The 22903-nt window shown below is 46.8% G+C and carries 19 protein-coding genes; 3 read left to right on the top strand and 16 right to left on the bottom strand.

Going from position 1 to position 22903, the window contains the following annotated elements:
* Window positions 1–12 precede the first annotated feature (12 nt).
* Complete coding sequence (recG, locus tag D104_RS29360) at window positions 13–2094, bottom strand: ATP-dependent DNA helicase RecG (RefSeq protein ID WP_024024218.1); 2082 nt, start codon at window positions 2092–2094, stop codon at window positions 13–15.
* A gap of 8 nt (window positions 2095–2102) precedes the next feature.
* Complete coding sequence (locus D104_RS29355; protein ID WP_024024217.1) at window positions 2103–3008, bottom strand: hydrogen peroxide-inducible genes activator; 906 nt, start codon at window positions 3006–3008, stop codon at window positions 2103–2105.
* Between the two features lie 114 nt (window positions 3009–3122).
* Between D104_RS29355 and D104_RS29350 the strand changes: the two genes are divergently transcribed.
* Window positions 3123–3965 carry an NAD-dependent epimerase/dehydratase family protein gene (locus tag D104_RS29350; protein ID WP_024024216.1) on the top strand — a complete coding sequence of 281 codons (843 nt, stop codon included), beginning with the start codon at window positions 3123–3125 and terminating at the stop codon, window positions 3963–3965.
* Between the two features lie 72 nt (window positions 3966–4037).
* Here D104_RS29350 and D104_RS29345 read toward each other — a convergent pair whose 3' ends face one another.
* The 4 genes from D104_RS29345 to gmk form a co-directional block, all read right to left on the bottom strand.
* Complete coding sequence (locus tag D104_RS29345) at window positions 4038–4424, bottom strand: RidA family protein (protein WP_024024215.1); 387 nt, start codon at window positions 4422–4424, stop codon at window positions 4038–4040.
* A gap of 51 nt (window positions 4425–4475) precedes the next feature.
* Window positions 4476–6593, bottom strand: coding sequence for a RelA/SpoT family protein (locus tag D104_RS29340; protein ID WP_024024214.1), 2118 nt, complete (start codon window positions 6591–6593; stop codon window positions 4476–4478).
* Window positions 6594–6655: 62 nt separating this feature from the next.
* Window positions 6656–6880: a DNA-directed RNA polymerase subunit omega gene (rpoZ, locus tag D104_RS29335; RefSeq protein ID WP_024024213.1), complete on the bottom strand. Its 225-nt coding sequence runs from the start codon at window positions 6878–6880 to the stop codon at window positions 6656–6658.
* A gap of 57 nt (window positions 6881–6937) precedes the next feature.
* On the bottom strand, window positions 6938–7561 hold the full coding sequence (gene gmk, locus D104_RS29330) for a guanylate kinase (RefSeq protein WP_024024212.1): 624 nt from the start codon (window positions 7559–7561) through the stop codon (window positions 6938–6940).
* 251 nt (window positions 7562–7812) lie between these two features.
* On the opposite strand from gmk, the gene D104_RS29325 reads away from it, so the two are divergent.
* Together D104_RS29325 and D104_RS0118890 are read left to right on the top strand one after the other, a co-directional pair.
* The gene (locus D104_RS29325; protein WP_024024211.1) at window positions 7813–10017 is read left to right on the top strand and encodes an EAL domain-containing protein; all 2205 of its coding nucleotides are present in this window, start codon (window positions 7813–7815) and stop codon (window positions 10015–10017) included.
* A 4-nt stretch (window positions 10018–10021) separates the two neighbouring features.
* Window positions 10022–11926 (top strand): sensor histidine kinase, encoded by a 1905-nt coding sequence (locus D104_RS0118890; RefSeq protein WP_031214939.1) that lies wholly within the window; start codon window positions 10022–10024, stop codon window positions 11924–11926.
* Window positions 11927–11966: 40 nt separating this feature from the next.
* Here the strand turns inward: D104_RS0118890 and D104_RS37330 are convergent, their stop codons facing one another.
* The 10 genes from D104_RS37330 to D104_RS29280 all read right to left on the bottom strand — a co-directional run bounded on the left by D104_RS37330 (window position 11967) and on the right by D104_RS29280 (window position 22762).
* Window positions 11967–12131, bottom strand: coding sequence for a hypothetical protein (locus D104_RS37330; protein ID WP_024024210.1), 165 nt, complete (start codon window positions 12129–12131; stop codon window positions 11967–11969).
* An 11-nt stretch (window positions 12132–12142) separates the two neighbouring features.
* Window positions 12143–13795, bottom strand: coding sequence for a sensor domain-containing diguanylate cyclase (locus tag D104_RS29320; RefSeq protein ID WP_031214938.1), 1653 nt, complete (start codon window positions 13793–13795; stop codon window positions 12143–12145).
* Window positions 13796–13925: 130 nt separating this feature from the next.
* Entirely contained in the window at window positions 13926–15635 is a 1710-nt protein-coding gene (locus tag D104_RS29315; RefSeq protein ID WP_024024208.1) for a diguanylate cyclase, read from the bottom strand.
* 254 nt (window positions 15636–15889) lie between these two features.
* Entirely contained in the window at window positions 15890–16828 is a 939-nt protein-coding gene (locus tag D104_RS29310) for a BKACE family enzyme (protein WP_024024207.1), read from the bottom strand.
* 36 nt (window positions 16829–16864) lie between these two features.
* Window positions 16865–17584, bottom strand: a complete 720-nt coding sequence (locus tag D104_RS29305; protein WP_024024206.1) for an ABC transporter ATP-binding protein — start codon at window positions 17582–17584, stop codon at window positions 16865–16867.
* Window positions 17581–18336, bottom strand: a complete 756-nt coding sequence (locus tag D104_RS29300; protein ID WP_024024205.1) for an ABC transporter ATP-binding protein — start codon at window positions 18334–18336, stop codon at window positions 17581–17583. Before D104_RS29300 ends, D104_RS29305 begins: the two co-directional genes overlap by 4 nt.
* Complete coding sequence (locus tag D104_RS29295) at window positions 18333–19610, bottom strand: branched-chain amino acid ABC transporter permease (RefSeq protein WP_024024204.1); 1278 nt, start codon at window positions 19608–19610, stop codon at window positions 18333–18335. The genes D104_RS29300 and D104_RS29295 overlap by 4 nt, the downstream gene beginning before the upstream one ends.
* Window positions 19611–19614: 4 nt before the next feature.
* Entirely contained in the window at window positions 19615–20556 is a 942-nt protein-coding gene (locus D104_RS29290; RefSeq protein WP_024024203.1) for a branched-chain amino acid ABC transporter permease, read from the bottom strand.
* An 84-nt stretch (window positions 20557–20640) separates the two neighbouring features.
* Window positions 20641–21882: a branched-chain amino acid ABC transporter substrate-binding protein gene (locus D104_RS29285; RefSeq protein WP_024024202.1), complete on the bottom strand. Its 1242-nt coding sequence runs from the start codon at window positions 21880–21882 to the stop codon at window positions 20641–20643.
* 88 nt (window positions 21883–21970) lie between these two features.
* Window positions 21971–22762 carry an SDR family oxidoreductase gene (locus D104_RS29280; protein ID WP_024024201.1) on the bottom strand — a complete coding sequence of 264 codons (792 nt, stop codon included), beginning with the start codon at window positions 22760–22762 and terminating at the stop codon, window positions 21971–21973.
* Window positions 22763–22903: the final 141 nt, after the last annotated feature.

The raw sequence follows: 22903 nt of genomic DNA, 5'->3' as shown, positions 1-22903 counted from the left end.
TAGAGGGAAGGGTTAGACATTCAAGTATTGATCATGATTTGGCAACCATCGTGATAATAGGGGCGAAATACGGTCAGGGTAACGGCTATGCAGAAGCGCTGCGGCTTTTTGGACGTCATCCAGTAAGCCTTTATCACGCTGTAGGTCGGCCACTTTAAATTCCCAAAGGCCAGTTTGCCTTGTACCAAGCAATTCACCTGGGCCACGTAGTTCAAGGTCTTTTTCCGCAATTTTGAAACCGTCGCTGGTCTCTCTCATGGTAGACAGTCGCTCTTTGCCTTGTTGGCCTAAAGGCGCTTTATAAAGCAACACACAATGGCTGGCTTCCTTTCCTCGACCAACGCGGCCGCGTAACTGATGCAGCTGAGCCAATCCCAGCCTTTCCGGGTTCTCGATTACCATTAAGCTGGAATTAGGAACATCGACGCCGACTTCGATCACGGTAGTCGCCACCAACAGCTGAATGTCGCCTGCTTTAAACTTTGCCATGATGTCGGCTTTTTCTTGCGCCTTTAGTCGACCATGCACCAAACCAATCGTTAAATTCCCCAGCTGTTCTTGCAATAAAATCGCGGTGTCTTCTGCGGCTTGGCATTGCAGTGCTTCGGATTCTTCAATGAGAGTACAAACCCAATAGGCCTGCTTGCCTTCTTCGCAGCCGCTTTTTACCCGATCAATGACTTCTTGTCGGCGTTGATCGGAGACCACAATCGTATTGACTGGCGTTCGGCCTGGCGGAAGCTCGTCAATAATCGAACAGTCTAAGTCCGCGTACGCAGACATGGCGAGGGTTCGAGGGATCGGCGTGGCGGTCATGATGAGTTGGTGTGGCTGAAAGCCATGTTTCATGCCTTTCTCGCGCAATGCCATCCGCTGGTGCACCCCGAAACGATGTTGTTCGTCGATGATGGCCAGAGCCAAGCGGTCAAATTCGATCGCGTCTTGAAAGAGCGCATGTGTACCAACCACAATTTGCGCTGCGCCAGACGCGATGTCGGCGCGTTCTTTTTCTCGAATCTTACCTTTGAGTTTGCCTGTCATCCAAGCGACTTTAAGGCCAAGAGGTTCAAACCATTGGGTAAAATTGATGTAGTGCTGCTCAGCTAAAATTTCAGTTGGAGCCATAATCGCGACTTGATAGCCTGCCTGAACAACGGACGCGGCTGCGAGCGCGGCAACGAGTGTTTTCCCTGAACCTACATCACCTTGCACTAAACGCAGCATAGGGTGACCTGTATTGAGGTCCGTGAGAATTTCTTGAAAAACACGCTGCTGAGCATTGGTGGGTGAAAAAGGCAGCTGTTGTAACAGTGCCTGGCTCAATGCGCCTGCGGCCGGTACTTGAATCGCCACGTCTTGTTTTGCTTTTACGCGTTTGCCAATGAGAGACAACTGATGCGCCATGAGTTCTTCAAACGACAATCGGTATTGCGCAGGATGACAGCCAGATCGTAGCTGCTCTAAATCGGCGTCTCTTGACGGATGATGTAAGAATAAAATGGCATCGCTCAATGGTGGTAAGCGAAACTGCTCACGAATCTCGTCCGGTAGCCATTCCTTAAGGTTATAAGGCGTTAAACGCTCTAAAGCCTGTTCGCAGAGCTGACGGATTTTCGTTTGCGTTAATCCTTCTGTGAGCGGATAAATGGGCGTGAGCTGAGAAGATTCCTCTTGTGACGCGTCGTCGCCGATGATCTGATACTCAGGGTGATATATTTCAAAGCCCGAACTGCCACGACGGATTTCGCCAAAACAACGGATGCGCTTGCCAGTTTCCAATTGTTTCTTTTGTGCGGCGGAGAAATGAAAAAAGCGCAAACACAACGTGCCTGTGTGGTCTTTGATTCGACAGAGTAGACTGCGGCGTTTGCCCATTTTGATTTCACAGCCTGTGACTTGCCCTTCAATTACCGCCTCGTCCCCAAATCGAAGCATGCCTATTGGCACAACACGGGTTCTGTCTTGATAACGAATAGGCAAATGGAACAGCAAATCTTGGACGGTGTTCAGGTGGAGTTTGGCCAATTTCTCGGCCATTGCATTTCCCACGCCTTTTAGGTCGCGAACATCTTGCGTGTCTAATCCGTCGATCATGTTGGTCTCTATAGATTCAGGTGTTTGCACGCATCGCGAATGGATTGGCTAACGGCTTCAATGGCTTTCGGTCTAGGAAAGCTGACACGCCATGCCAGTGCCACAGTACGTTTTGGTGCAGGCGCTGTAAAAGGGCGCACTTCTAATAAGCTGCGATCAATATTGGTCACTGCCGATTTGGGCAACACCGTGACGCCTAACCCAGACGCCACCATATACCGAATGGTTTCTAATGAACTGCCATTGACGATCGTACGGCCATCGTTATAAGAACTTTCCGTTACAAGCGGGCACGCTTCTAGTACTTGCTCACTAAAACAATGGCCTTTGCCGAGTAACAACAGGTTATCGGTAGAAAGCTGATCGGTTTCTATGCTTTCAAGCTTGCTCCAAGGGTGATTTTTGGGCATCAGCACGACAAACTCTTCTTCGTAAATGGGCTGTGTGACCACATCCGGTTCACGAAATGGCAGCGCGACGATAATCGCATCCAATTCGCCATTACGAAGCTTAGGGCGTAAATGCTCGGTGAGGTCTTCTTCAATAATCAATGGCATGCCAGACGCCATTTTATTCAAAGAAGGAATCATAAAAGGAAACAAATAGGGCGCAATGGTAAAAATAGCACCGACTTTAAGCGGGCCTTTTAATTGGTTTTTTCCTGAGGCTGCGAGCTCTTTAATCACGTTAGCTTGATCCAGTACCCGCTTGGCTTGCGTAATGATTTGCTCACCCAATGGCGTGACATAAACCGAACTTTTACTGCGTTCAAAAATCGCGGTGCCAAGCTCTTCTTCTAGCTTTTTCACCGCGACGCTTAATGTAGGTTGTGATACATAGCAACGCTCTGCGGCTCGACCAAAATGTTTCTCGTCTGCCAACATTACAATGTATTTCAATTCCGTTAATGTCATAGCGCACCATTTACCTAGGCTGATTCATTGTTAATAACTATGATAATACATAATTTGATAAAGTATACTCGTTACACGAATTTTGCACGACTTGTGCGCTGTTGGAGAGATTGAATGGCAAAGGTACTGATCGCGGGTTGTGGTGATTTGGGGGCCGGTTTGGCGACGGAATTGGTCGCGCAAGGGCACACGGTGACGGGCATTCGACGTACGAAAAGGGATTTCCCTGACGGCGTAAACGGCCTAACGGGTGATCTTGTCGAGATGGGCGATGACATGCTGCCAGACGCCGATCTTATTTTTTTGATCATGACGCCAAATGGCCGTAACGAAGCGTCTTATCGAGCGGCGTATTTTGATACGGCTCAGGTTTTGATTCGTCGATATCAGTCCACGGCCAAGCCGCCAACAGTATTTTTCATTTCCAGCACCAGTGTGTACGGACAAAGCCAAGGCGAATGGATCGATGAAACCACACTGGCTCAGCCGGAGTCGGTGACGGCAAAAGTTCTCCTTGAAACCGAAATGGCACTGTCGGCCGCGTTACCCAGTGTCGCGGTGCGCTGCTCAGGCATTTATGGGGCTGGGCGTTTTCGCTTATTAGAAAAAGTACAGAGTGAAGATTCGTGGCAAGCAAACAGCTGGACCAACCGCATTCATCGGGACGACGTTGTGTCGGCACTGGTTTTGTTGGCGCAGTGTGCGTTGACTGACAAGACCTTGCCTCAACACGTGATTGTGACCGATCAAACACCGGTTTCCATGTGGGAAGTAAAGCTCTGGCTGGCGACATGCTTAGGCGTCAACGTCGCCGTGAATGACAATACGCAATTCGTTCCGACATCGGGGAAACGCATCCAAGGACAATATTTGTTTTCACAAGGTTGGGTATTGCGTTACCCCAGTTATGTGGCGGGTTATCACGCATTGATAAAAGCGTTTCTTTCTGCCTCATAAAAGAGCGATTCAGCGCATAAAAAAAGAGGCCGAAGCCTCTTTTTTTGTTAGACACAAAGTACAGTGAAGAGATTAGTCTTCTAATACCATAATGCCTTCGATTTCAACTTGAACGCCTTTAGGCAATGCACGAACGCCCATGGCAGCGCGAGCAGGATAAGGTTGTTTTACGAATTGAGTCATCACTTCGTTTACGGTGGCGAAGTTGCCTAAGTCAGTCATGAAAATGTTGAATTTTACAACGTTCTCCAATGAACCACCCGCCGCTTCACACACCGCTTGTAGGTTTTTGAATACTTGCGTGGTTTGTTCAACGATGTCTTCGCTGATCACTTCCATGGTTTCTGGTACCAAAGGAATTTGACCAGATAAATAGACCGTGTTGCCTGCGCGAACCGCTTGAGAGTAAGGGCCGATCGCCGCTGGCGCATTTTCAGTGTGAATCACTTGTTTTGACATAATGAGTATCCTTTTCGAGAAGAGGTAAATAAAAGGGTGAATTCAGGCGAACTAGCGCCCGACGATGGTTTCGCGCGTTACTTTTTCCACACAGCGAACCGCTTTAATGCGGCGCATGACATCGGCCAAACCAACACGACTGGAAATGGTGATACTTAAGCGTAAACGACTGACTCGCCCGCGCTCGATGATATCGAGATTGGACACTTGAAAATCGGTGTCACTGATCGAGCTGGCAATTTTTGCCACGGCGCCACGTTCATTGATGTATGAAACGATTAGGCTAATGTGCAGTTCTTCTTCAATTTCCTTGCCCCAAGACATATGAATAAAGCGTTCAGGGCTGGAAAGATGGTCTTGAACATTCGGACAATTCAGATGATGAATCACAATGCCTTTATCGACTTGAACATAACCGACAATGGGGTCGCCAGGAATAGGTGCACAGCATTTCGCGTAGGAAATCAGCATACCTTCGGAGCCATTGACCTTGAAGGATTTTGGCGTGATCAAGGTGTCTTCATCGATATTCGGGAACAATTCACGTGCCACTAAATAACCGACATGGCGGCCTTTGCCGATGGATTCTAATAGATCGTCCAGCGAGCCCAGCTGATGATTGCCTAACACTTGAGTAATTTGCTCTGTGGTCAATTCATCAATGTTGGTTTTGAACGCGTTCAGTGAGCGCGTGAGTAGACGATGGCCAATTGCAATGGCATTTTCGCGTTGCTTGTCTTTTAGGTAGTGGCGAATGTTTGTGCGTGCTTTACCCGTAATAGCAAAACTTAGCCAAGCCACATTTGGTTGAGCGTTCTTAGCGGTAATGATTTCGACGGTTTGCCCACTTTCTAATTGCGTGCTGAGTGGTGCAAGGCGTCGGTTTATACGACAGGAAATACAAGTGTTGCCGATTTCTGTGTGAACGCCATAAGCGAAATCCACCGGTGTGGCACCAGAAGGTAATTCGATGATTTGGCCATTGGGTGTGAAAACATACACCTCATCTGGGAATAAATCGCTTTTGACGTTATCAACAAATTCGATTGGATTTCGTGCTTTTTGTTGGATTTCCAACAAGCTTTTGACCCATTTTGTCGCGCGGTCATGGTTACTTGGAATATTGGAAGAGCCACTCACTTTGTAAGCCCAATGAGCCGCAATGCCATTGTTGGCGACGAGATCCATTTCTGCTGTGCGAATTTGCACTTCCATTGGAATGCCGTTGGTGCCTAATACCGTGGTGTGAAGCGATTGGTATCCGTTGGATTTTGGTACGGCAATGTAGTCTTTGAAGCGGCCTTCAATGGGTTTGAAAAGGGCGTGGATAACGCCAAGAATTCGATAACAGCTGTCATGACGATCGGTGACAATTCGAACACCCATAACGTCCATGATTTCATCCAAAGATCGGCGTTTCTTGTCCATCTTTTGATAAATGCTGTAAATGTGTTTTTCACGAACACTGATGCTGGCTTCGATATAGTCGGCGGCCAGTTCAGATCGAATGGTGTCTTCCAGCTTTTCCGTGTCTTTGATGCGCTGCTGGCCATATTTTTTATGAATGGCGCGTTGTAACATGCGCGCCCGCATCGGGTAATACGCTTGAAAGGCAAGGGATTCTAAATCGACCCTGACGTTGTACATTCCTAAGCGGTTTGCGATCGGAGCGTAAATGTCTAAGGTTTCACGAGCAATACGGCGCTTTTTATGAGCAGGCATCGCGTCGAGTGTACGCATGTTGTGTAATCGATCGGCCAATTTCACCAAAATGACGCGAATGTCATCGGCCATGGCCATCGCCATTTTTTGGAAATTATGCGCTTGTTTTTCGATCTGGCTATTGAATTCAAGGTGGGTCAGTTTACTAACACCATCTACCAGACCTGCAACGCCTTCACCAAACTGTTTAGTGAGTGCTTCACGGCTGATACCTGTATCTTCAATGACGTCGTGCAGAAGTGCCGCGGTCAATCCATCACAATCCATCCGAAGTTCAGATAGAATTTCAGCGACAGCGAGAGGATGGGTGACATAGGGCTCGCCACTTTTACGCCGCTGCCCGTCGTGGGCTTGCTCGGCATAATAATAGGCGCGTTTTACCTTGGCGACTTGGTCGTAAGGTAAATACTGACTCAAGGTCAGGGCTAAATCTTCAACGGTATACATCGCTCACCTCACTAAGGCAAAAAAGAAGTGCGACAGCTGTGCTATGAGCGACACCATGGAGATTAAAACTCGTGGATTGGGCGTTTTTGTAGATCAACATTTTTTGCGTTGATCAAATTTTCCGCTATTTCACGTAGTGCAACTACTGTCAATTTGTCGCCTTCTAAAGGGACTTTTGCGTCTTCACCACCAGTGGCAAGTTGACGTGCGCGTTTTGATGCCACCATGACTAATTCAAAGCGGTTATCAACGTTTTCTAAACAATCTTCTACGGTAACTCGAGCCATTTTGACCTCTGTATTCGGTTATCTATTTTTCCAAGGGTAATTCTACTTAACGCCTTCTCACAATGACAAGAGATCATTTATAAGATTGCTATTTTTTTCTTGCATTACAGGGGTTTTTGCCCGCATTGCCATAAAAATTGACGCCATTTGAGAAAGCGCTGCATCAAAATCGTCATTTACGATGACAAAATCGTATTCGTGATAATGCGACATTTCATTTACCGCTTTTGCCATGCGGCGCTGAATAACATCTTCGGTGTCGGTTGCTCTGCTTTTTAGACGTTCTTCTAGGGCATGCAATGACGGCGGTAAAATGAAAATTCCGATGGCTTCAGGGTAAATTTGGCGAATTTGACGAGCGCCTTGCCAGTCTATTTCTAGAATGACATCTAAACCTTGTTCTAGCATTTCGAAAATCGATTCTTTCGACGTGCCGTAATAATTATCAAAGACTTGAGCGTGTTCAAAAAACGCGTCTTCGGCGATCATGTCGAGAAAGGATTCATCATCAATGAAATAATACTCTCGGCCGTTTTCTTCGCCTGTTCTCGGTGCTCGAGTAGTGTGAGAAATCGAAATGCGCACCTGTTTGTCTTGGCTGAGCAGCGCCTTATACAGGGTCGATTTACCGGCGCCAGAAGGCGCAGATAAAATGAATAAATTGCCTTTATGTTTGTCCATGGGGTTTTTTTAATCCGCCTGTCGATGTCTTTTTCAACGTTTTACTATATCACAAACCTACGAAGCAAATGTGTGTTCTTGGTAAAGACAATAGCGTGTATTCTTTATAACGTCATACAAATTGAAGAGAATGCCTGGTTACAAAAAAATTCTTAAATTTTGACGAAATTTTCAAAAATATCACTACGCTTAACGGAATGTAATCATGGTTCTAATTTACGCTAAAAATTAAAAATGGAAGGGAAACGAAGATGGATTTACCCTCTAATGACAATCCAATACTGCTGACGCCTACGCCCAGACACTATTGCAAAATCTTGTCTGTAGAAGACGATCAAGACTATCAAGAAGCCTTGCTTAACGGTTTAAGCGCGTTGAACTACGACAATAAAGAGGTTGAGTTTTTGACCGCCTCTTCTGCGGCGGATGCCGCCACTGTCATCGCGGCAAATCCAGATGTATCGGTCATGTTTTTAGATGTGGTGATGGAGACCGATGTGGCGGGTTTGCGTTTAATTCGCACGATCAGAGAAGTCATTGGGAACGATCTGGTGCGAATTGTATTGCTTACTGGTCAGCCAGGTATGGCGCCAGTAGATGATTTAATTGATCAGTATGATATTGACGATTATTGGTGCAAAGCAGACCTGACTCAGTTGCATTTACAAACCATCGTACTGAGTAATTTGCGTACGTGGGAGCACCTTTCCGACATGAAGGAAGCACGCCATGGTATGCAACTGCTATTGGCCTCCAGTCAAAGAATCGCCTCAAAAAGCGACATCGTTGAATACACACACTCCATTCTAGAAGAGGTAGGGCAACTTCTAAAAATAAACAGTGGCGGCATTGTCTGTTTTCTTCACACCGAAGACGATCTGATTGAGCGGGCTCGAATTGTGGCGGCCAGTGGGGAGTTTTCATCCTATGTGCACCGAGATTTGTTGTCGGTTGCCAGTAAGGAGGAGATGCTTAAAGGGGCCATTGAGCAAGCGAGCAAACAGAAAGGCCATGTTTTCCTAGAAGGCTTTTCTGTGTTGTATTTCTCGAATAAAGAATTGGATGGCCGAGAATACATGGTCGTCGTGAAATTGAATCGAGCATTGGCTGCAAATGAAATTAACCTGTTGCAAATTTTTTGTGAAAACATCGGTGCAGGGTTTCGGAATGTGGCGTTGCATAACAAGCTTACTGAGCTAGCTTACGTTGACCCTATTTTAGGGCTTTACAACAAAAACTGGCTGTTACGTGAGATTCGTAACATGTTGTCTTGGGAGCGGGAAAAAGCCACATTGTTAATGGTCTGCGTAGATGATTTGGCGTACACCGAATCGGTGCTTGGAGCCAAATATTGCGATCAGCTTATTTTGTCGCTTTATGATCACCTAAATGAATTTTTTGATAAAACCGCTGATATTGCTTTGTTGGAACGGGATACCCTGATGTTGGTTGTCTACGACAACCAAGACTACAACGAGTCCTCTTTAGAACGAATCATACATACCAATATTAAGGTCGAAAAGGCCACACACTCGCTTGATTTGACCATCAGCTCAGTAAAGTTTTCCGAATTCTCTTCTTATAATCCAGAGCAACTGATCAGTGTCGGAAAAAGTACGTTGGCAAGAGCGAAATACGAAGGTGTGGCGTATCTGGCGTTTAGTAATGAATTGGCCTCTGCCATGTTTGGCCGTTATGAGCTACTGCAAGATTTACGAGAGGCGATTCTGAACAATGAAATAGTGGCGTATTTCCAGCCCAAAGTGAGCTTGAAAGACAATGCCTTAATTGGCTTTGAAGCGTTAGCGCGATGGGAACACAAGACGCGCGGTTTTGTCTCACCAGAGCTGTTTATTTCTTTGGCTGAAAGCAGTGGATTGATTGATAAGTTAGATCGGCAAATGTTGCGTCAATCGTGCCGAGCAATTAAAGCGCTTAAAGGGATTGGTATCAATGTGCCCATTTCGGTGAACGTGGCGGGCAATGAAATTATCCGCCCAGACTATTTTTCTAATTTTAAAACGATTCTTGAAGAAGAGCAGGCGCCTGCTGAATTGATCGAATTAGAGATTACTGAGTCGCAATTGATTAATGAAAAAGCCACCATAAACAGGCATTTATCGGCGCTAAAAACATTGGGCGTGCACACGAATATTGACGACTTTGGCACGGGGTATTCTTCCCTAGCGTATTTGTCTACTTTGTCAGTATCGACGTTAAAAGTGGACCACAGTTTTGTGTGGCAAATGGAAGAATCAGAAAAAGATTTTGAAATCCTGAAAATGATTATTGAATTGGGCAATATATTAGGTTTGAGTGTTATTGCAGAAGGCATTGAGACCGAACAACAAAAAGCGCATTTGCTAAGCCTAGGTTGTGAGAACGGCCAAGGCTATTTGTTTGCTAAGCCAATGTCTTTGGAAAATACCATTCACTGGGTTCAATCTGGTCAATAATTCGATGACACTAAAAAAGTATTTCGGACGCAAGAAAACGCAAATATTTATGTGCATGTCTGCCATTGCCGTGTTCATCACTGTACTGAGCTTTGGCAGCTACCGTTACTTTCTAGACAATAAAATCAGTCAGCTTGCTTGGACTGAATCGGAGGTGTTGTCACGTAGCGCGAGCGCTTTTAGTCGAGAAATTGGCCATATTAAGCGTGTGACCTTGCTACTACGCAACAGTGTGAATGCCCGCCTGATATCTCAACAGGCTCCAGCGTCCGACCAGATGGCATCGAGTGACGATTGGAAGGTGCGAGTTGCGGATGAATTTAGTCGCTTTGCGCAGACGTCTCGCTTGATTTCACAAGTGCGCTGGATCGCGCCAAATGGTCAGGAGTTAGTTCGTATTAATGCCCAAGATGGTGTGATCACCCGTGTTTCAGAGTCTCAGCTGCAAGACAAATCGGATCGAGGCTATGTGAAAAACGCCCCTCGTGTTGGAGACAACACCGTTTACATCTCGTCACTTGACCTCAACATAGAAAATCAAGAAATTGTGCGACCCTTTCAACCAACGGTTCGTGGGGTGGTTCGTATAGACGGGAATATGCCCGGCATTCTGGTGGTCAATTATGACCTGACAAAGCTATTTGAGCTGATGCGTTCGTTCAGCGGAGATGGCGTGAATTTGGAAATATTGGACGCGAATGGATTCTGGATGCTGTCGTCCAACAAGAGCCTTGAATGGGGCGGTATTCTTTACCTGCAAGATGCGCGATTTAACATAGCGACTCACTTTCCTGAGATTTGGCAAGAAATAAACGCCATCGATGGGTTGGAAAGAATCTTCGACGACAACCGATTATGGGGGTTGCTAAAACTACATATAGACGAAGAAGAAGTGGTGAAAGAGGGGACAAAAGTACCGTTACTGTATTTTGTAGCCCAGTCTCACGCTGAAGTATTCGCCCTATGGCAAAGAACGATGCTTGCGACCATTGTGGCCATTGCGAGTATCAGTTTTTTGATAATTGCTTGGCTGGTGTGGCGTCAAATCGTAGCGCAATTCGAAACCTATCGATTGTTGAAATTGGTTCAGCAAGAAAAAGAGCAAGCCGAGCTGGCAAACCAGCAGCTGCGTTTGACCAATTCACGACTCGTGGATTTGCAGGATGAATTGGTCGAGACCAGCAAGCTATCGTCGTTAGGACTCATGGTAGCAGGGCTGGCTCATGAAATGCACACACCGTTGGGCGGCGTCAGAATGGCGTTGTCGTCGTGCAAAATTTGGCTGGATAAAGAGTCGGATTTACTCTCTAAAAAAGCAGCGGAAGGCATGAACAATTCGCTTTCTATTGCCGAAAAAAACCTTCTTCGAGCACTGGAGGTGGTCTCAAGCTTCAAACGTATTGTGTCAGATCGAACGGCGCAGGAAACCCAAACCTTCTTTTTTCACAATGTTGTGAGTGACATTATGTTCACTTACAAGCCTGTGCTAAAAAAACGTCCAGAGATTAAAGTACACATCGATGTACCGCAAAATATCAAAATGTTGGGTTTTCCGGGAATCATGTCGCAAATACTGCAAAATCTGATCGATAACGCGTTAGACCACGGATTTCAGCGATTGGACAAAGGGTTGATCACGCTCACTGCGAAACAGGACGCCGACAATTTGGTGCTGATGCTCAAAGACAATGGTCGTGGAATTTCCCCTGAAATGAAAAAACGGATTTTTGATCCTTTTGCCACAACAGGGCGCACGAATAAACACACGGGGCTGGGGCTACACTTAGTCAGCCAATGGGTAAACACATTGATGAGAGGTCGTATCGATGTGGAAACGGAGGTTGGTGTGGGTACTACTTTTACGTTGACTGTTCCATTGGAGCAAAAAATCACAGAAGAAGAGAACTGATCTGGGATTTTTTACCAAACTAAATGGGAGAAATTGCGGCTTATTGTTTTGGCTTAGGGCTTGCGATCCAGCCTAACACTAACCACACGAAACAAATCGCTAACATCACAAACAAGGGCAATGTCCAAGATTGATGCCAGTCGAACAATGCGCCTATCATCACCGGCCCAATCGCGGCCAATGTATACCCAATCAGCTGCGCCATACCCGACAGCGCTAACCCCAAATGAAGTTATCTCTACCGGCGGCTTTTGCGTCATACATGGCTCTATCCGCTCTTTGGAACCATTCTTTAAACGTCTCATCTGGCCACATAGTGGCAACGCCAGCACTAAACGTTAGCTTTTCAATCGGGGAAAAATTGGCGTTTGCTATCTTTTCTTGTAACGCTGTCATATAGCTTGAAACCGTATCTTTCGATGCGTTGGGTATGAGAATTACAAATTCTTCTCCGCCCCATCGACAGGTGATATGGTCATTTCCACTTTGGTTTGTTTCCGACAATTCATGGGCAAGAAGGCACAAGATGTCATCACCCACATCGTGCCCAAATTGGTCGTTTATTTTTTTGAAATGGTCAATGTCTAACACCACCAAGGTCGGTGGTAGAGAGTGTTTTGTATTATGGAGAACTTCTTTTTCTATTAAGACATTAAATGCGCGACGGTTATATAGATGGGTAAGAGGGTCTAAGGAGGCAATGTCTTCCAGTGCTTTGTTTTGGCTTTTCAGAATCACATTTTTCGAATGAATTTCTTGTGTACGACGGCTCACCACTTCTTCCAAATACGCGGTATGAGAGTGTATTTTTTTGAAGGCATCATCAAAGGCTTTGGATAACTGGCCAATTTCATCGTTGGATTCTATGACATCAAATTGATGGTGTTTGTCATTAACGGATGCCTTGACGTGTTTGGATAGACGAAGCAAAGGCCGAACAAGATTTCTAGACAGTCTATTGATTAATAAGAGAAAAATCAGCATCAAAACAACAGATGTGACGATCACATTGGAGAGTATTTCGTAAACCTCATGAAACACCTCAGACTTTTTGGTCGTGACGAATAAGTTCCAGCCGGGCAAGTTGCTGATTTTGGCGAAGGTAACCACTTTGGATTCGTTTATTCTGGTGTCTAAATAATGCCCATAGCCGTGGCTTTCTACCTGAGTTCGTTTCACGATATCACCGAAACCAGGAAAGGTATCACTGTTGGTGGTGGACAGCTGCACCTTCATAATAAAGCGTTCGTCTGGATGAGAGACAATCATGCCATTCGAATCGGCTAACCAAGCATAACTGCCTTTGGTTAATTTAATAAAAGACAGTTTTTTAGTAATTGCGCTAAGCGGAAGGGCGACGCCAATGGTACCTGTCCATTGCTCCAAATTATTCAAAATTGGAACCGCGACGATAATAACGGGCTTTTTCTCGAATCGGCTAAACACAGGCGTGCTGATGTTGTATTCCTTTCCTGCCCACTGCTCTGCCTTTAAAAAAGCAGGATGAGTGACCTTATTGGTGTTGCCATTTGCGTCCGTCAGCATGAGGTCTTGATCGATATAAATGGCATTAATGAAGTCACCTTTGCCGAGCGTCAGTAATTTTTTTAATTGAAAATCGATGCTGTCTTTATTTCTGAGTTGTATCTCGGGGTTGTAGCTCACCATTTGCAACATGGTGATGTATCGGCTGAACTCGTGGCCTAGTATTTCGGCGTGCATTCTTGATATTTCGATGGATTTTTCGAGCTCCAAATCCAGTACACGATTACGTTCAGTGAGAAACGTGGTTAATAAAAGCGTCGATGTGAACGCGATCATAACCAAAGAGTATGTCGTGATAATCTTAGTCTTTATTGTCTTTAACATATCATTTCTCAAAAAAAGGAAGACTAAGGCGCTAACGTGTTAGTCGTTCTTGATCGATGTATTTTGGCAATACACCTAGGCTACGTGTGTTAAACGTAGCCTTATTTCAGACCCTTAAGCACAATTTTCGTTACGGTGAAAATCGCTGAGATTGGTTCCGACCATTATTTTTTGCTTTATAAAGGGCTTTGTCGGCCCGGTTAATGGCGGCTTGAAGATCCGGTGTCTCTGCGTCCACTTCAGCGATACCTATACTGACAGTAAAGCTGACGGATTGCTGTTGGTCAATTGGAATCACAACGTTTTCAAGCTCTTGGCGGATACGCTCAGCCAAAGTATAGGCCTCGTTGAGGTAGGTATTCGGCATCAGAATCACGAATTCTTCTCCGCCATATCGTGCAAAAATATCTTGGCGACGACACTGAGCTCTTAGTGCATCGGCAACGCGGATAATGACTTTGTCACCTAACCCGTGCCCGTAGGCATCATTAATTTTTTTGAAAAAATCAATATCAAGCACCGTTACGGTGATCGCTTCTTTGGCGCGTTGGTTTTTTTCCAAGATGGCGTTTGCTTCATTGCTGAAATGCCGACGATTAAACAGCTGTGTTAGCGAGTCCGTGGAAGCCAATAATTTGAGCTCAACTTGAGCCACTTTTAAGTTTTCCAGCATGCGAATACGATAAGCAATGATGAGCGACAACACCAGTGCTTCTACCATGATGCCAATGCCCACGCCGTGGCTATTGATGTAATTAAACTCAACCATTCCTTTGTAAAACAAAACGGACAACGAACTAAAGAAAACAAATAAGCCGTGACCTAATAAAAAGAAAAGAGCCATGGGGTGTTTACGGATCAGCATCGACAGGGTGACGGAAAGACTGATGATCATCATGATGGCGGCTAATGTGCTGGAATAACTCAAGGCCGTAACAATATCAAACAAGCCATAAATAGCATTGGCGACTAACAAGGAAATATTCAGCAGCAACGCCCAATGTTCTATCGGGTATTTTTTCTTCGTCTCGAAAATATGGATCATGAACAGCAGTAAAAAGATGGGCATGGCACCCAATGAAAGGTGCCATTTCAATGTCATCGTTCCGTAGACATCGAACAAGTTGCCTAATAAACCATACGTCAGCGCAATCCAAAATCCCCCAGACACAAGATAACAAGCGTAAAAAAAGTGCTCTCGTAAGCGGGACGACAAGAACAACAATAAGTTATACACCATGAGCGCAAGTAGAACGCCGACCAACAAGGCGATGTCTGTGAATAAGGTTAATAGCGCTCTTTTGGAATCATCTTCATCATAAAGACTAAGGCTGAACCATTGATGTGAAGACGAGACACTTCTGATGTACAGGGTTTTGTGTGATTTAGGAGGCAATGTAATATCAAATACTGCGCTACCTCGATACATCCATTGCTGAGTTTCTTTACGATCCATATCCAATATACGTTGGCGAGTTAACTTGCCATCGACCACTTCATATAGTTCAAGGATATGATTGTGGTACGCATACGGATCATGAAGGTACAGTTTTAACGCGGTTGAGTTGACATTCTCAAGCTTGATCTGTGCCCACGTTGTCTTGGCTTCTAACCCTAGAGATACGCTGTTGGAAGACGGTTGGAAGTCTTGTCTTTGCACTTCTGGAAAAGACATTTTTTCCGTCGAGTCGACAAAGTAACCCATTTGAAACTGCTCAAGTTTTACGGTATCCCCCTCGATGACGAGGGTTGGGATGGCCGCGAAAGTGAGAGAGGGCATCAACCAAAATGGAAAAATCAGCATCATGAGACGAAAAGTGAAGCGGCAGCTGGCAGTCATGAATCATCTTCCGTAACGAAATCTGTTGGTGAGATTGGGTAATGTGGAACAGATTTTAACCGATTGATGCTGAAATATGCCGATTAAATTGTTCAGTTTTGTAGAGTAACTTCCCGATGTAAATCTAAATAAAAGTGATAATTCATTGGTAGGACAATGCTTTGAGGAAATTCATAGCAAACCGCACAAACAATCACTCGGCAGAGGGGGTGTTTGTGCGGTTCAAGCGGATTCAAAAAGATGATGTTCAGTGACTAAAAATTCACCGCATCTTTGCCTTTAAGGCCCAGCATGATGCGAGCTTCTTCTGGCGTCGCGATTTCCATGGAAAGCTCTTCAAGAATACGTCGGATCTTTCGTACTTGGTCGGCGCAGGAATGCGCGAGCTGGCCTTTGCCAATAAACAAACTGTCTTCTAAGCCAACGCGAACATTACCGCCCATGATGGCCGCCATGGTGAGCAGTGGCATTTGGTGTCGACCGGCACCGAGCACCGAGAAGCGATAGTTTTCTCGTCCGAACAATCGATCCGCCGTCGTTCTCATGATGGATAGGTTTTCTGGGTCTGCGCCAATGCCACCCAAAATGCCATAAATGGACTGAATGAAAACGGGCCCTTTTATTAACCCTTCATCCATAAAATGGGCGAGAGAATAGAGGTGCCCAACGTCGTAACATTCAAATTCAAATTTTGTTCCGAATCCATCGCCCAGTGTTTGCAGTATGTATTTAATGTCTTTGAATGTGTTGCGGAAGATCATGTCTTCCATCCCTTCTATATAAGGCTTTTCCCATGGGTGAATCCACTCTTGAATTTTTCGTGCTGCAGGGTGAATCGAGAAGTTCATCGACCCCATGTTGATCGAGCACATTTCGGGTTGTGCCTGAATGGGATAGGCCAAACGTTCTTCCATTGTCATGCGAGTGCTGCCGCCTGTGGTGATATTAATCACGGCGTTTGTGGCGGCTTTGATGCGTGGCACGAATTGATCAAACACTTTTGGGTCTGGTGTTGGTCGACCATCAATAGGGTCGCGGGCATGCAAATGAAGAATTGCCGCACCGGCGTTGGCGGCGTCAATGGCTTGCTCGGTGATCTGATCCGGCGTTAGTGGAAGGTAAGGCGACATCGATGGAGTATGCACAGAACCCGTTACCGCACATGAAATAATGACTTTGTCAGTGGTAGACATATTCAATTCCTTTCAATCAAAATTATTATTGTTGTTTTAAACCGCCAACCAGTCGGCAAGTAGCTTTTCATCTTCCATGAGATGCTGAGGCGTGCCTTCAAAAACGATTTGGCCGTGTCCTACCACACACACTCGGGAGGACACTTTGAGAGCAATCGTAAGTTTCTGTTCGACCAGCACCACGGAAACATTTTTACGCTGAAGATCCATAATGCATTCCCCCACCGCGCTGACGATTTTTGGTGCCAGCCCTTCGGTGGGTTCATCAATAAGGATGACCAATGGATTGCCCAAGAGTGAACGGCACATGGTAAGCATTTGTTGTTCGCCGCCCGAGATGCTGCCCGCTTTGACGTTGCGGCGCTCTTTTAAGCGAGGGAAATACGCAAACATGTCTTCCACTGTCCATTGCGTGGCGCCTTTTTTGGCCGCTTGTTCTCCCATGCGAAGATTTTCATCCACCGTCAAATTGGCAAACACTTCACGCTCTTCGGGCACATAGGCAATGCCAGAACGGCATATCTCATAGCTTTTGGCTTTGGCGAGCTGTCGGTCATTAAGGAGAATAGACCCTTGGGTTGGCGGCACAATCCCCATGATTGCCTTCAGCGTTGTCGAGCGGCCAGAGCCATTGCGTCCCAGTAGACTAACGACTTCGTTCTGACCCACATCGAACGTCACACCATGCAAAATATGGCTTTTACCATAATGTGCGTGCAGATCGTTTACAGCTAATAAGGTGTTGGTTGTCGTCATGCTGTCGCTTCCTCTCCAAGATAGGCTTCCTTGACTTTGGCGTTGTTGCGAATCTCTTCTGGCGTTCCTGTGGCGATAATTTCGCCGTACACCAATACGCTGATTCGATCGCTCAGTGAAAACACCACATCCATATCGTGCTCGACAATCATCAGGGCGCGCCCTTGGGTGACGTCGCGAATCAGCGATGCGGTGTAGTCGGTTTCGTCGTGAGACATGCCAGCCATGGGTTCATCAAGCAAGATGACTTTCGGGTCAGAAGCGAGAGTCATGGCTATTTCCAGAGAACGTTGCTCTGAGTACGACATTTCGCCCGCCAGCGTCGAGGATCTTGATTCAAGCCGGACCATCTCCAGTAACCTTTCCGTTTCTTCCCGAACACGAACGTCTCGTTCAATAAATTTCCAAAACGCATACTGCAACCCATGAGAGCGCATAACGGCGAGCCGAACGTTTTCGAAGGTGGTTAATTTGGGGAAAATATTGGTAATCTGAAACGATCTAGAAAGACCAAGGTGATTGATCTTCTCAGGTTCCCAGCCCCCAATCTGCTGTTGATCAAGGATGATCTCGCCCGATGTCGGCGTCAAACTTCCTGAAATAAGGTGAAACAGCGTTGATTTTCCTGCGCCATTTGGGCCAATAATCGCGTGGCGTTCGTGGTCGAGCAGCTCAAAATCAACGCCGCGAATGATTTCTATATCGCCAAAGGATTTGCGCAGGCCTCGCAAACTGAGGATGGATTCACTCATTCTACTACCTCTTTTTCGGACTGATTGGACTCAGATTTGAGCGCTTCGCGTTGAATGAGTATTTGTACCCATTGCTTCGCCAAATACCCCATAACGGCCCCAACGGCTAATAAACTGATGGGAACCAGCCAAGTGCTGATCGAAGCAGGCGGCCAGGATTGCCCAAACAGCAGAATGTCCGGCCAACGCGTTGCGGTCTGCAAACTGGCCAATGATTGGTAGTTCTGCGACAGCATTCGTTGCAGCATTTCGATCACAAAGGTGCCGCCTGCGCTTAATAGCAGCGCAGAAATAACAGAAAGCACAACCAAAGGCGCAAGCGACGCAACGCCGAACCTTTTATGCAAACCGCCAAGTGATGCGATGATCCCTGCGAGCCCAGTTGGCATAAACATCATCACCAAGACAAACAGCGTGCCTTGATAGAGCAACCAAGACTGCGTCAAATCGGATACAGCATAACCAAAAAAGGTCATGACAGAGGCGCCCAACACTGGCCCGAGAAAACTGCCCACGCCGCCAATATAGGTGTTGAGAACAACGGCCGCGGACAAATGCGCATCAAACAACACATAGTTCGCCGCTTCATTACTCACGACTTGAAGCCCACCAGCAATGCCCGAAAACATCGCTGAAATGGCGAAAACCATAATACTGAGTCGGTGCGTGTTATAGCCCAGAAAACGCAAGCGATGCGCGTTTTCACGCAACCCCAACGTCAAACGTCCCAAAGGCGTGCGGGTGAATAGGAAAAGCAGTGCAATAGAGAGCAGAACCCAGACCAACGTGAGGTAATACACTTCGTTGGTAGAACCAAATGTAAAGCCCCACGCTGGCATGCGCATGGCTGAAATACCGGATTCGCCACCAAACATGTCTTTAAGTTGAGGCGCAAGTGCATGGACAAGTTCCGCAATCGCCAGCGTGATCATGGCAAAGTAAGTGCCGCTTCGCTTGGTGGAAAAGTAGCCGGCAACGATACCAAAGAGCAACCCGCCAACCGCGCCAGCAAGTGGCATGAAAGGCGTTGGTAATAATCCAGTACCGTCAAGCGCATTCATGGCGTGAACGGTGGCAAATGCGCCCATACCAAAATACGCTGCGTGCCCGAATGACAGCATCCCAGCTTGCCCGCAAAGCAAGTTGTACGCGCTGGCAAATAAAGCCGCGATGAGCATTTGTATGGCCGCATCCACTAACCCTTGTGAAAGCAGAAACGGTATTGCTAGAAGAAGCGCAATCGCGGTGATAAAAAGAACCGATTGAGTTTTCATAATATTAATCCTTCTCGCCAAGGAGCCCATTGGGCCGTACCAGCAATACCAACAGCATTAAGGCAAACGGGATGGATCCGGATAAACTGGACACTTGCAGTGTCATTAAGCCACCGATGTTTTCCGCCCATTCACGAGCGCCAAAGAGCGCGAAAAAATCCGCGAGACTGGCATCAATACTGATGGCTAAGGACGTAATAATGCCGATGAGAAGAGACGCCAACATCGCGCCGCCTAACGAACCTAATCCACCGACCACGACAACAACAAAGACGATGACACCAAGTTCGAGCGCCATGTTTGGGCTGGTGGTGTAAAACGCGCCCGCGACCGCTCCGGCAAGGCCCGCCAAGGCGGCTCCAACGCCAAACACACCCATGAAAACGAGTGGCACATTGTGTCCAAGCGCTTCGACCATTTTGGGTCTGTAAATGGCCGATCGAACCACAATACCAACGCGTGTGCGTGTTAAAAGAAGGTAAATGGCGATAAACATCACAATGGCAATCGCGCCCATTAATACGCGATAAACAGGATAATCCGCCCCGCCAATGGTAAACGCCGCAAAATTGAGCGCGTCCGGAATTTGGTAATTCACCGGATAGTTACCAAAGACCAATTTGATGAGCTCGGTGATGATAAAGGAAAGCCCAAAGGTCAATAACAACTCATGAGCATGACCATGATGATGAACCCTGCGTAGAAAAAAGCGCTCAACCACAACGCCCACGAGTCCGACCAGTATTGGCGCCACCAAAAGCGCGCCCCAGAAGCCAATGCTGCCCTGCAATGAGTAAGCGAAATAGGCGCCGAGCATATAAAAGGAGGCGTGGGCAAAGTTAAGCACGCCCATCATGCCAAAGATCAGCGTGAGTCCCGCTGACACCATGAAAAGCAGCAATCCGTAGACGGTGCCATTCATCAATGAAACAAACAACATATTCATAGTATTACCAACATTACCCGTGAAACGTGACGTTAATGACGGCTTGGACGTTAGCAAGTCCAAGCCGCTGTTTTGTGCAACGAGTTAGCTAGGTCGTTTCATTTTGCATGAGGATTGCGCTGGCGTAGAGACTTCTTTCGCACTAAAGACACGCACGCGTTTGAATCCCATGTCGGTTCCATCCACTTTGATTTGAGCGTCTTTGGAAACCGTTGAGACCACGATTGGCAGCTGGACTTGATGGTCGGCCGCTCGCATGTACATTTCGCCCATTGGCGCTTGGATTTTGCTGGTTTCTAAGGCTTTCGCTAACGTATTCACATTCAGAACGCCATTTTCAGGTTGAACGCGTTTCAGTGCGTCCGCCACCATTGCCATTCCCCAAACCGCTTGCGGTTCAATGAAGACAGGGTCGTGGCCGATCTTGGACGTGTAATCTGCCATGAACTGCTTAGACGCTGCGTCACCAGCATCGCCATTAAAAGTGTGAGACACATAATGACCCAGCGCAGCATCGCCTGCATTGGCTAAGTTTCCAGGCTGATCTAGATACAACGCGCCGAAACGCGCTTTAAGACCAGAGGCTTTGCTGGCTTTCATCAACAGGAGTAAATCATTTGACCAGTTTCCGGTTAATACCGTGTCGGCGTTGGCCGCTGAAATCTTGGCTACATAAGGTGAGAAATCTTGGATTTTATTGGTGTCATGCAGGGTTTTTGCAACAACATTATAACCGCCAAGATCAGAAAAGCTGACGATCGCTTTTTCCATATCTTGCCCCCAAGAATAGTTCTGGTTGATGGCGTAAACACGATCCCCAAGCACATTGGATTCCTTCATTGCCATCACCAATGCTTTGGTTTGAACCATCGCATTGCCGCTGAATCGGAAATGATAGAAGTTGCATTTTTCACCGGTTAACTCGCCTGCGCCCGCACCTAAGTTGATAAAAACCACTTCTTTGCCAGGGTTGCGCAGATTGTATTTGCGAACGTCTTCGGTGATTTGACCTGCAATAGACGACGAAGCCGCTTGAACAATGATTTGAGCACCGTCAGAAATGGCGGATTTTAATTTGGTGGCCGCGCCAGTCGGCCCGCCTTGGTTGTCATATTCTAATAATTGGACGGGTTCATTATTCCAGCCACCGCCCGCATTGATCTTCTCGATCGCGTACCAAACGGCACTACGATACGCTAACCCCGTGGAGGCTTGCGGCCCAGACAGGGTTTCCAGTATGGCGACTTTAACGGGGGCTGCGTGAACGATACCGGCCGTTAAACCAATTGCGGCCATGCCACAGAGCGCTTTCTTAAACTTTATCATTGCGTTCTCCTGATGTTATTTTTGTTATAAATTGAACGGTATTACATGGGTGTTAAAACGAGGTTTCACTCGTCTTGTTTTATTGCCTTTAGAGATACTCTACATTGCCATCAACACTGATTGCTTGGCCGCTGACATTTCGTGCGGCTTGTGAGGTTAAGAAAACAGACATGGCCGCAACGTCTTCGGCGGTGACCATTCGGCGCAAGGATATTTTTTGCAAATACTCTGCGCGCATATCGTCCAAACTGACTCCTGTTGCAGACGCACGGGCTTTCATCACGCCTTCCATACGCTCGCCTTCGACCGGCCCAGGAAGGATGGCGTTGACCCGTATGTTTTCCGGCCCTAATTCAATCGCGAGGGATTTTACCAGCCCAACAATCGCCCATTTTGTGGATGCGTAGGGCGTTCTAAATCCATAGCCTAAACGCCCCGCAACAGACCCCATGCAAATGATGCAAGGGCTGTCCGCCGACTCACGTAATAACGGGACAGCGCGACGTATAAAGTAAAACTGACTGTTCAAGTTCACTGCGACGGTTCGTTCCCAATCTTCCTGTGTGATGTCATCAATCGAACCGGTTGGTCCGGCCATTCCGGCGTTATTGATCAATACATCCAGCCCGCCCATCGAGATGCGAATATCATCGAAGACTTGATCGACCTCGGCGGCCACCGCCACATCGGCCATGCTGGCGGTAACCCCGGGATGACGTGCAACGAACTCATCCAGAGCGGATTTATTCAGGTCACAAATATGGACGCGAGCTCCCACTTCATGGAAAGCACTGGCAATGGCGGCGCCAATGCCAGAAGCGCCGGCGGTGACAAGTACTCTTTGCCCTGGCCGAGGGCGGATAAGGTCCACAATACTCATTTAATATCCTCTTCATTCATACGCTCAGTCTGAGCCGTAATCTTGTTTGTTAAGGACATTGTCGAGTCATGCTTCCATCAAAACAATGTAATATCAACACATAAAATAAAGAATAATTGTGTGGCAAATGAATACTTTAAT

The organism is Marinomonas profundimaris (genome assembly GCF_000508165.1).
Taxonomy (GTDB): domain Bacteria; phylum Pseudomonadota; class Gammaproteobacteria; order Pseudomonadales; family Marinomonadaceae; genus Marinomonas; species Marinomonas profundimaris.
Note: the sequence above shows the minus strand (reverse complement) of the source record. Positions and strands in the feature narration are given on the sequence as shown.

What these genes read in the sequence shown, in the direction of transcription:
- recG (WP_024024218.1), bottom strand. Translation starts at nt 2,094, where the DNA reads ATGATCGACGGATTAGACACGCAAGATGTTCGCGACCTAAAAGGCGTG.
- D104_RS29355 (WP_024024217.1), bottom strand. Translation starts at nt 3,008, where the DNA reads ATGACATTAACGGAATTGAAATACATTGTAATGTTGGCAGACGAGAAA.
- D104_RS29350 (WP_024024216.1), top strand. Translation starts at nt 3,123, where the DNA reads ATGGCAAAGGTACTGATCGCGGGTTGTGGTGATTTGGGGGCCGGTTTG.
- D104_RS29345 (WP_024024215.1), bottom strand. Translation starts at nt 4,424, where the DNA reads ATGTCAAAACAAGTGATTCACACTGAAAATGCGCCAGCGGCGATCGGC.
- D104_RS29340 (WP_024024214.1), bottom strand. Translation starts at nt 6,593, where the DNA reads ATGTATACCGTTGAAGATTTAGCCCTGACCTTGAGTCAGTATTTACCT.
- rpoZ (WP_024024213.1), bottom strand. Translation starts at nt 6,880, where the DNA reads ATGGCTCGAGTTACCGTAGAAGATTGTTTAGAAAACGTTGATAACCGC.
- gmk (WP_024024212.1), bottom strand. Translation starts at nt 7,561, where the DNA reads ATGGACAAACATAAAGGCAATTTATTCATTTTATCTGCGCCTTCTGGC.
- D104_RS29325 (WP_024024211.1), top strand. Translation starts at nt 7,813, where the DNA reads ATGGATTTACCCTCTAATGACAATCCAATACTGCTGACGCCTACGCCC.
- D104_RS0118890 (WP_031214939.1), top strand. Translation starts at nt 10,022, where the DNA reads ATGACACTAAAAAAGTATTTCGGACGCAAGAAAACGCAAATATTTATG.
- D104_RS37330 (WP_024024210.1), bottom strand. Translation starts at nt 12,131, where the DNA reads ATGGCGCAGCTGATTGGGTATACATTGGCCGCGATTGGGCCGGTGATG.
- D104_RS29320 (WP_031214938.1), bottom strand. Translation starts at nt 13,795, where the DNA reads ATGTTAAAGACAATAAAGACTAAGATTATCACGACATACTCTTTGGTT.
- D104_RS29315 (WP_024024208.1), bottom strand. Translation starts at nt 15,635, where the DNA reads ATGACTGCCAGCTGCCGCTTCACTTTTCGTCTCATGATGCTGATTTTT.
- D104_RS29310 (WP_024024207.1), bottom strand. Translation starts at nt 16,828, where the DNA reads ATGTCTACCACTGACAAAGTCATTATTTCATGTGCGGTAACGGGTTCT.
- D104_RS29305 (WP_024024206.1), bottom strand. Translation starts at nt 17,584, where the DNA reads ATGACGACAACCAACACCTTATTAGCTGTAAACGATCTGCACGCACAT.
- D104_RS29300 (WP_024024205.1), bottom strand. Translation starts at nt 18,336, where the DNA reads ATGAGTGAATCCATCCTCAGTTTGCGAGGCCTGCGCAAATCCTTTGGC.
- D104_RS29295 (WP_024024204.1), bottom strand. Translation starts at nt 19,610, where the DNA reads ATGAAAACTCAATCGGTTCTTTTTATCACCGCGATTGCGCTTCTTCTA.
- D104_RS29290 (WP_024024203.1), bottom strand. Translation starts at nt 20,556, where the DNA reads ATGAATATGTTGTTTGTTTCATTGATGAATGGCACCGTCTACGGATTG.
- D104_RS29285 (WP_024024202.1), bottom strand. Translation starts at nt 21,882, where the DNA reads ATGATAAAGTTTAAGAAAGCGCTCTGTGGCATGGCCGCAATTGGTTTA.
- D104_RS29280 (WP_024024201.1), bottom strand. Translation starts at nt 22,762, where the DNA reads ATGAGTATTGTGGACCTTATCCGCCCTCGGCCAGGGCAAAGAGTACTT.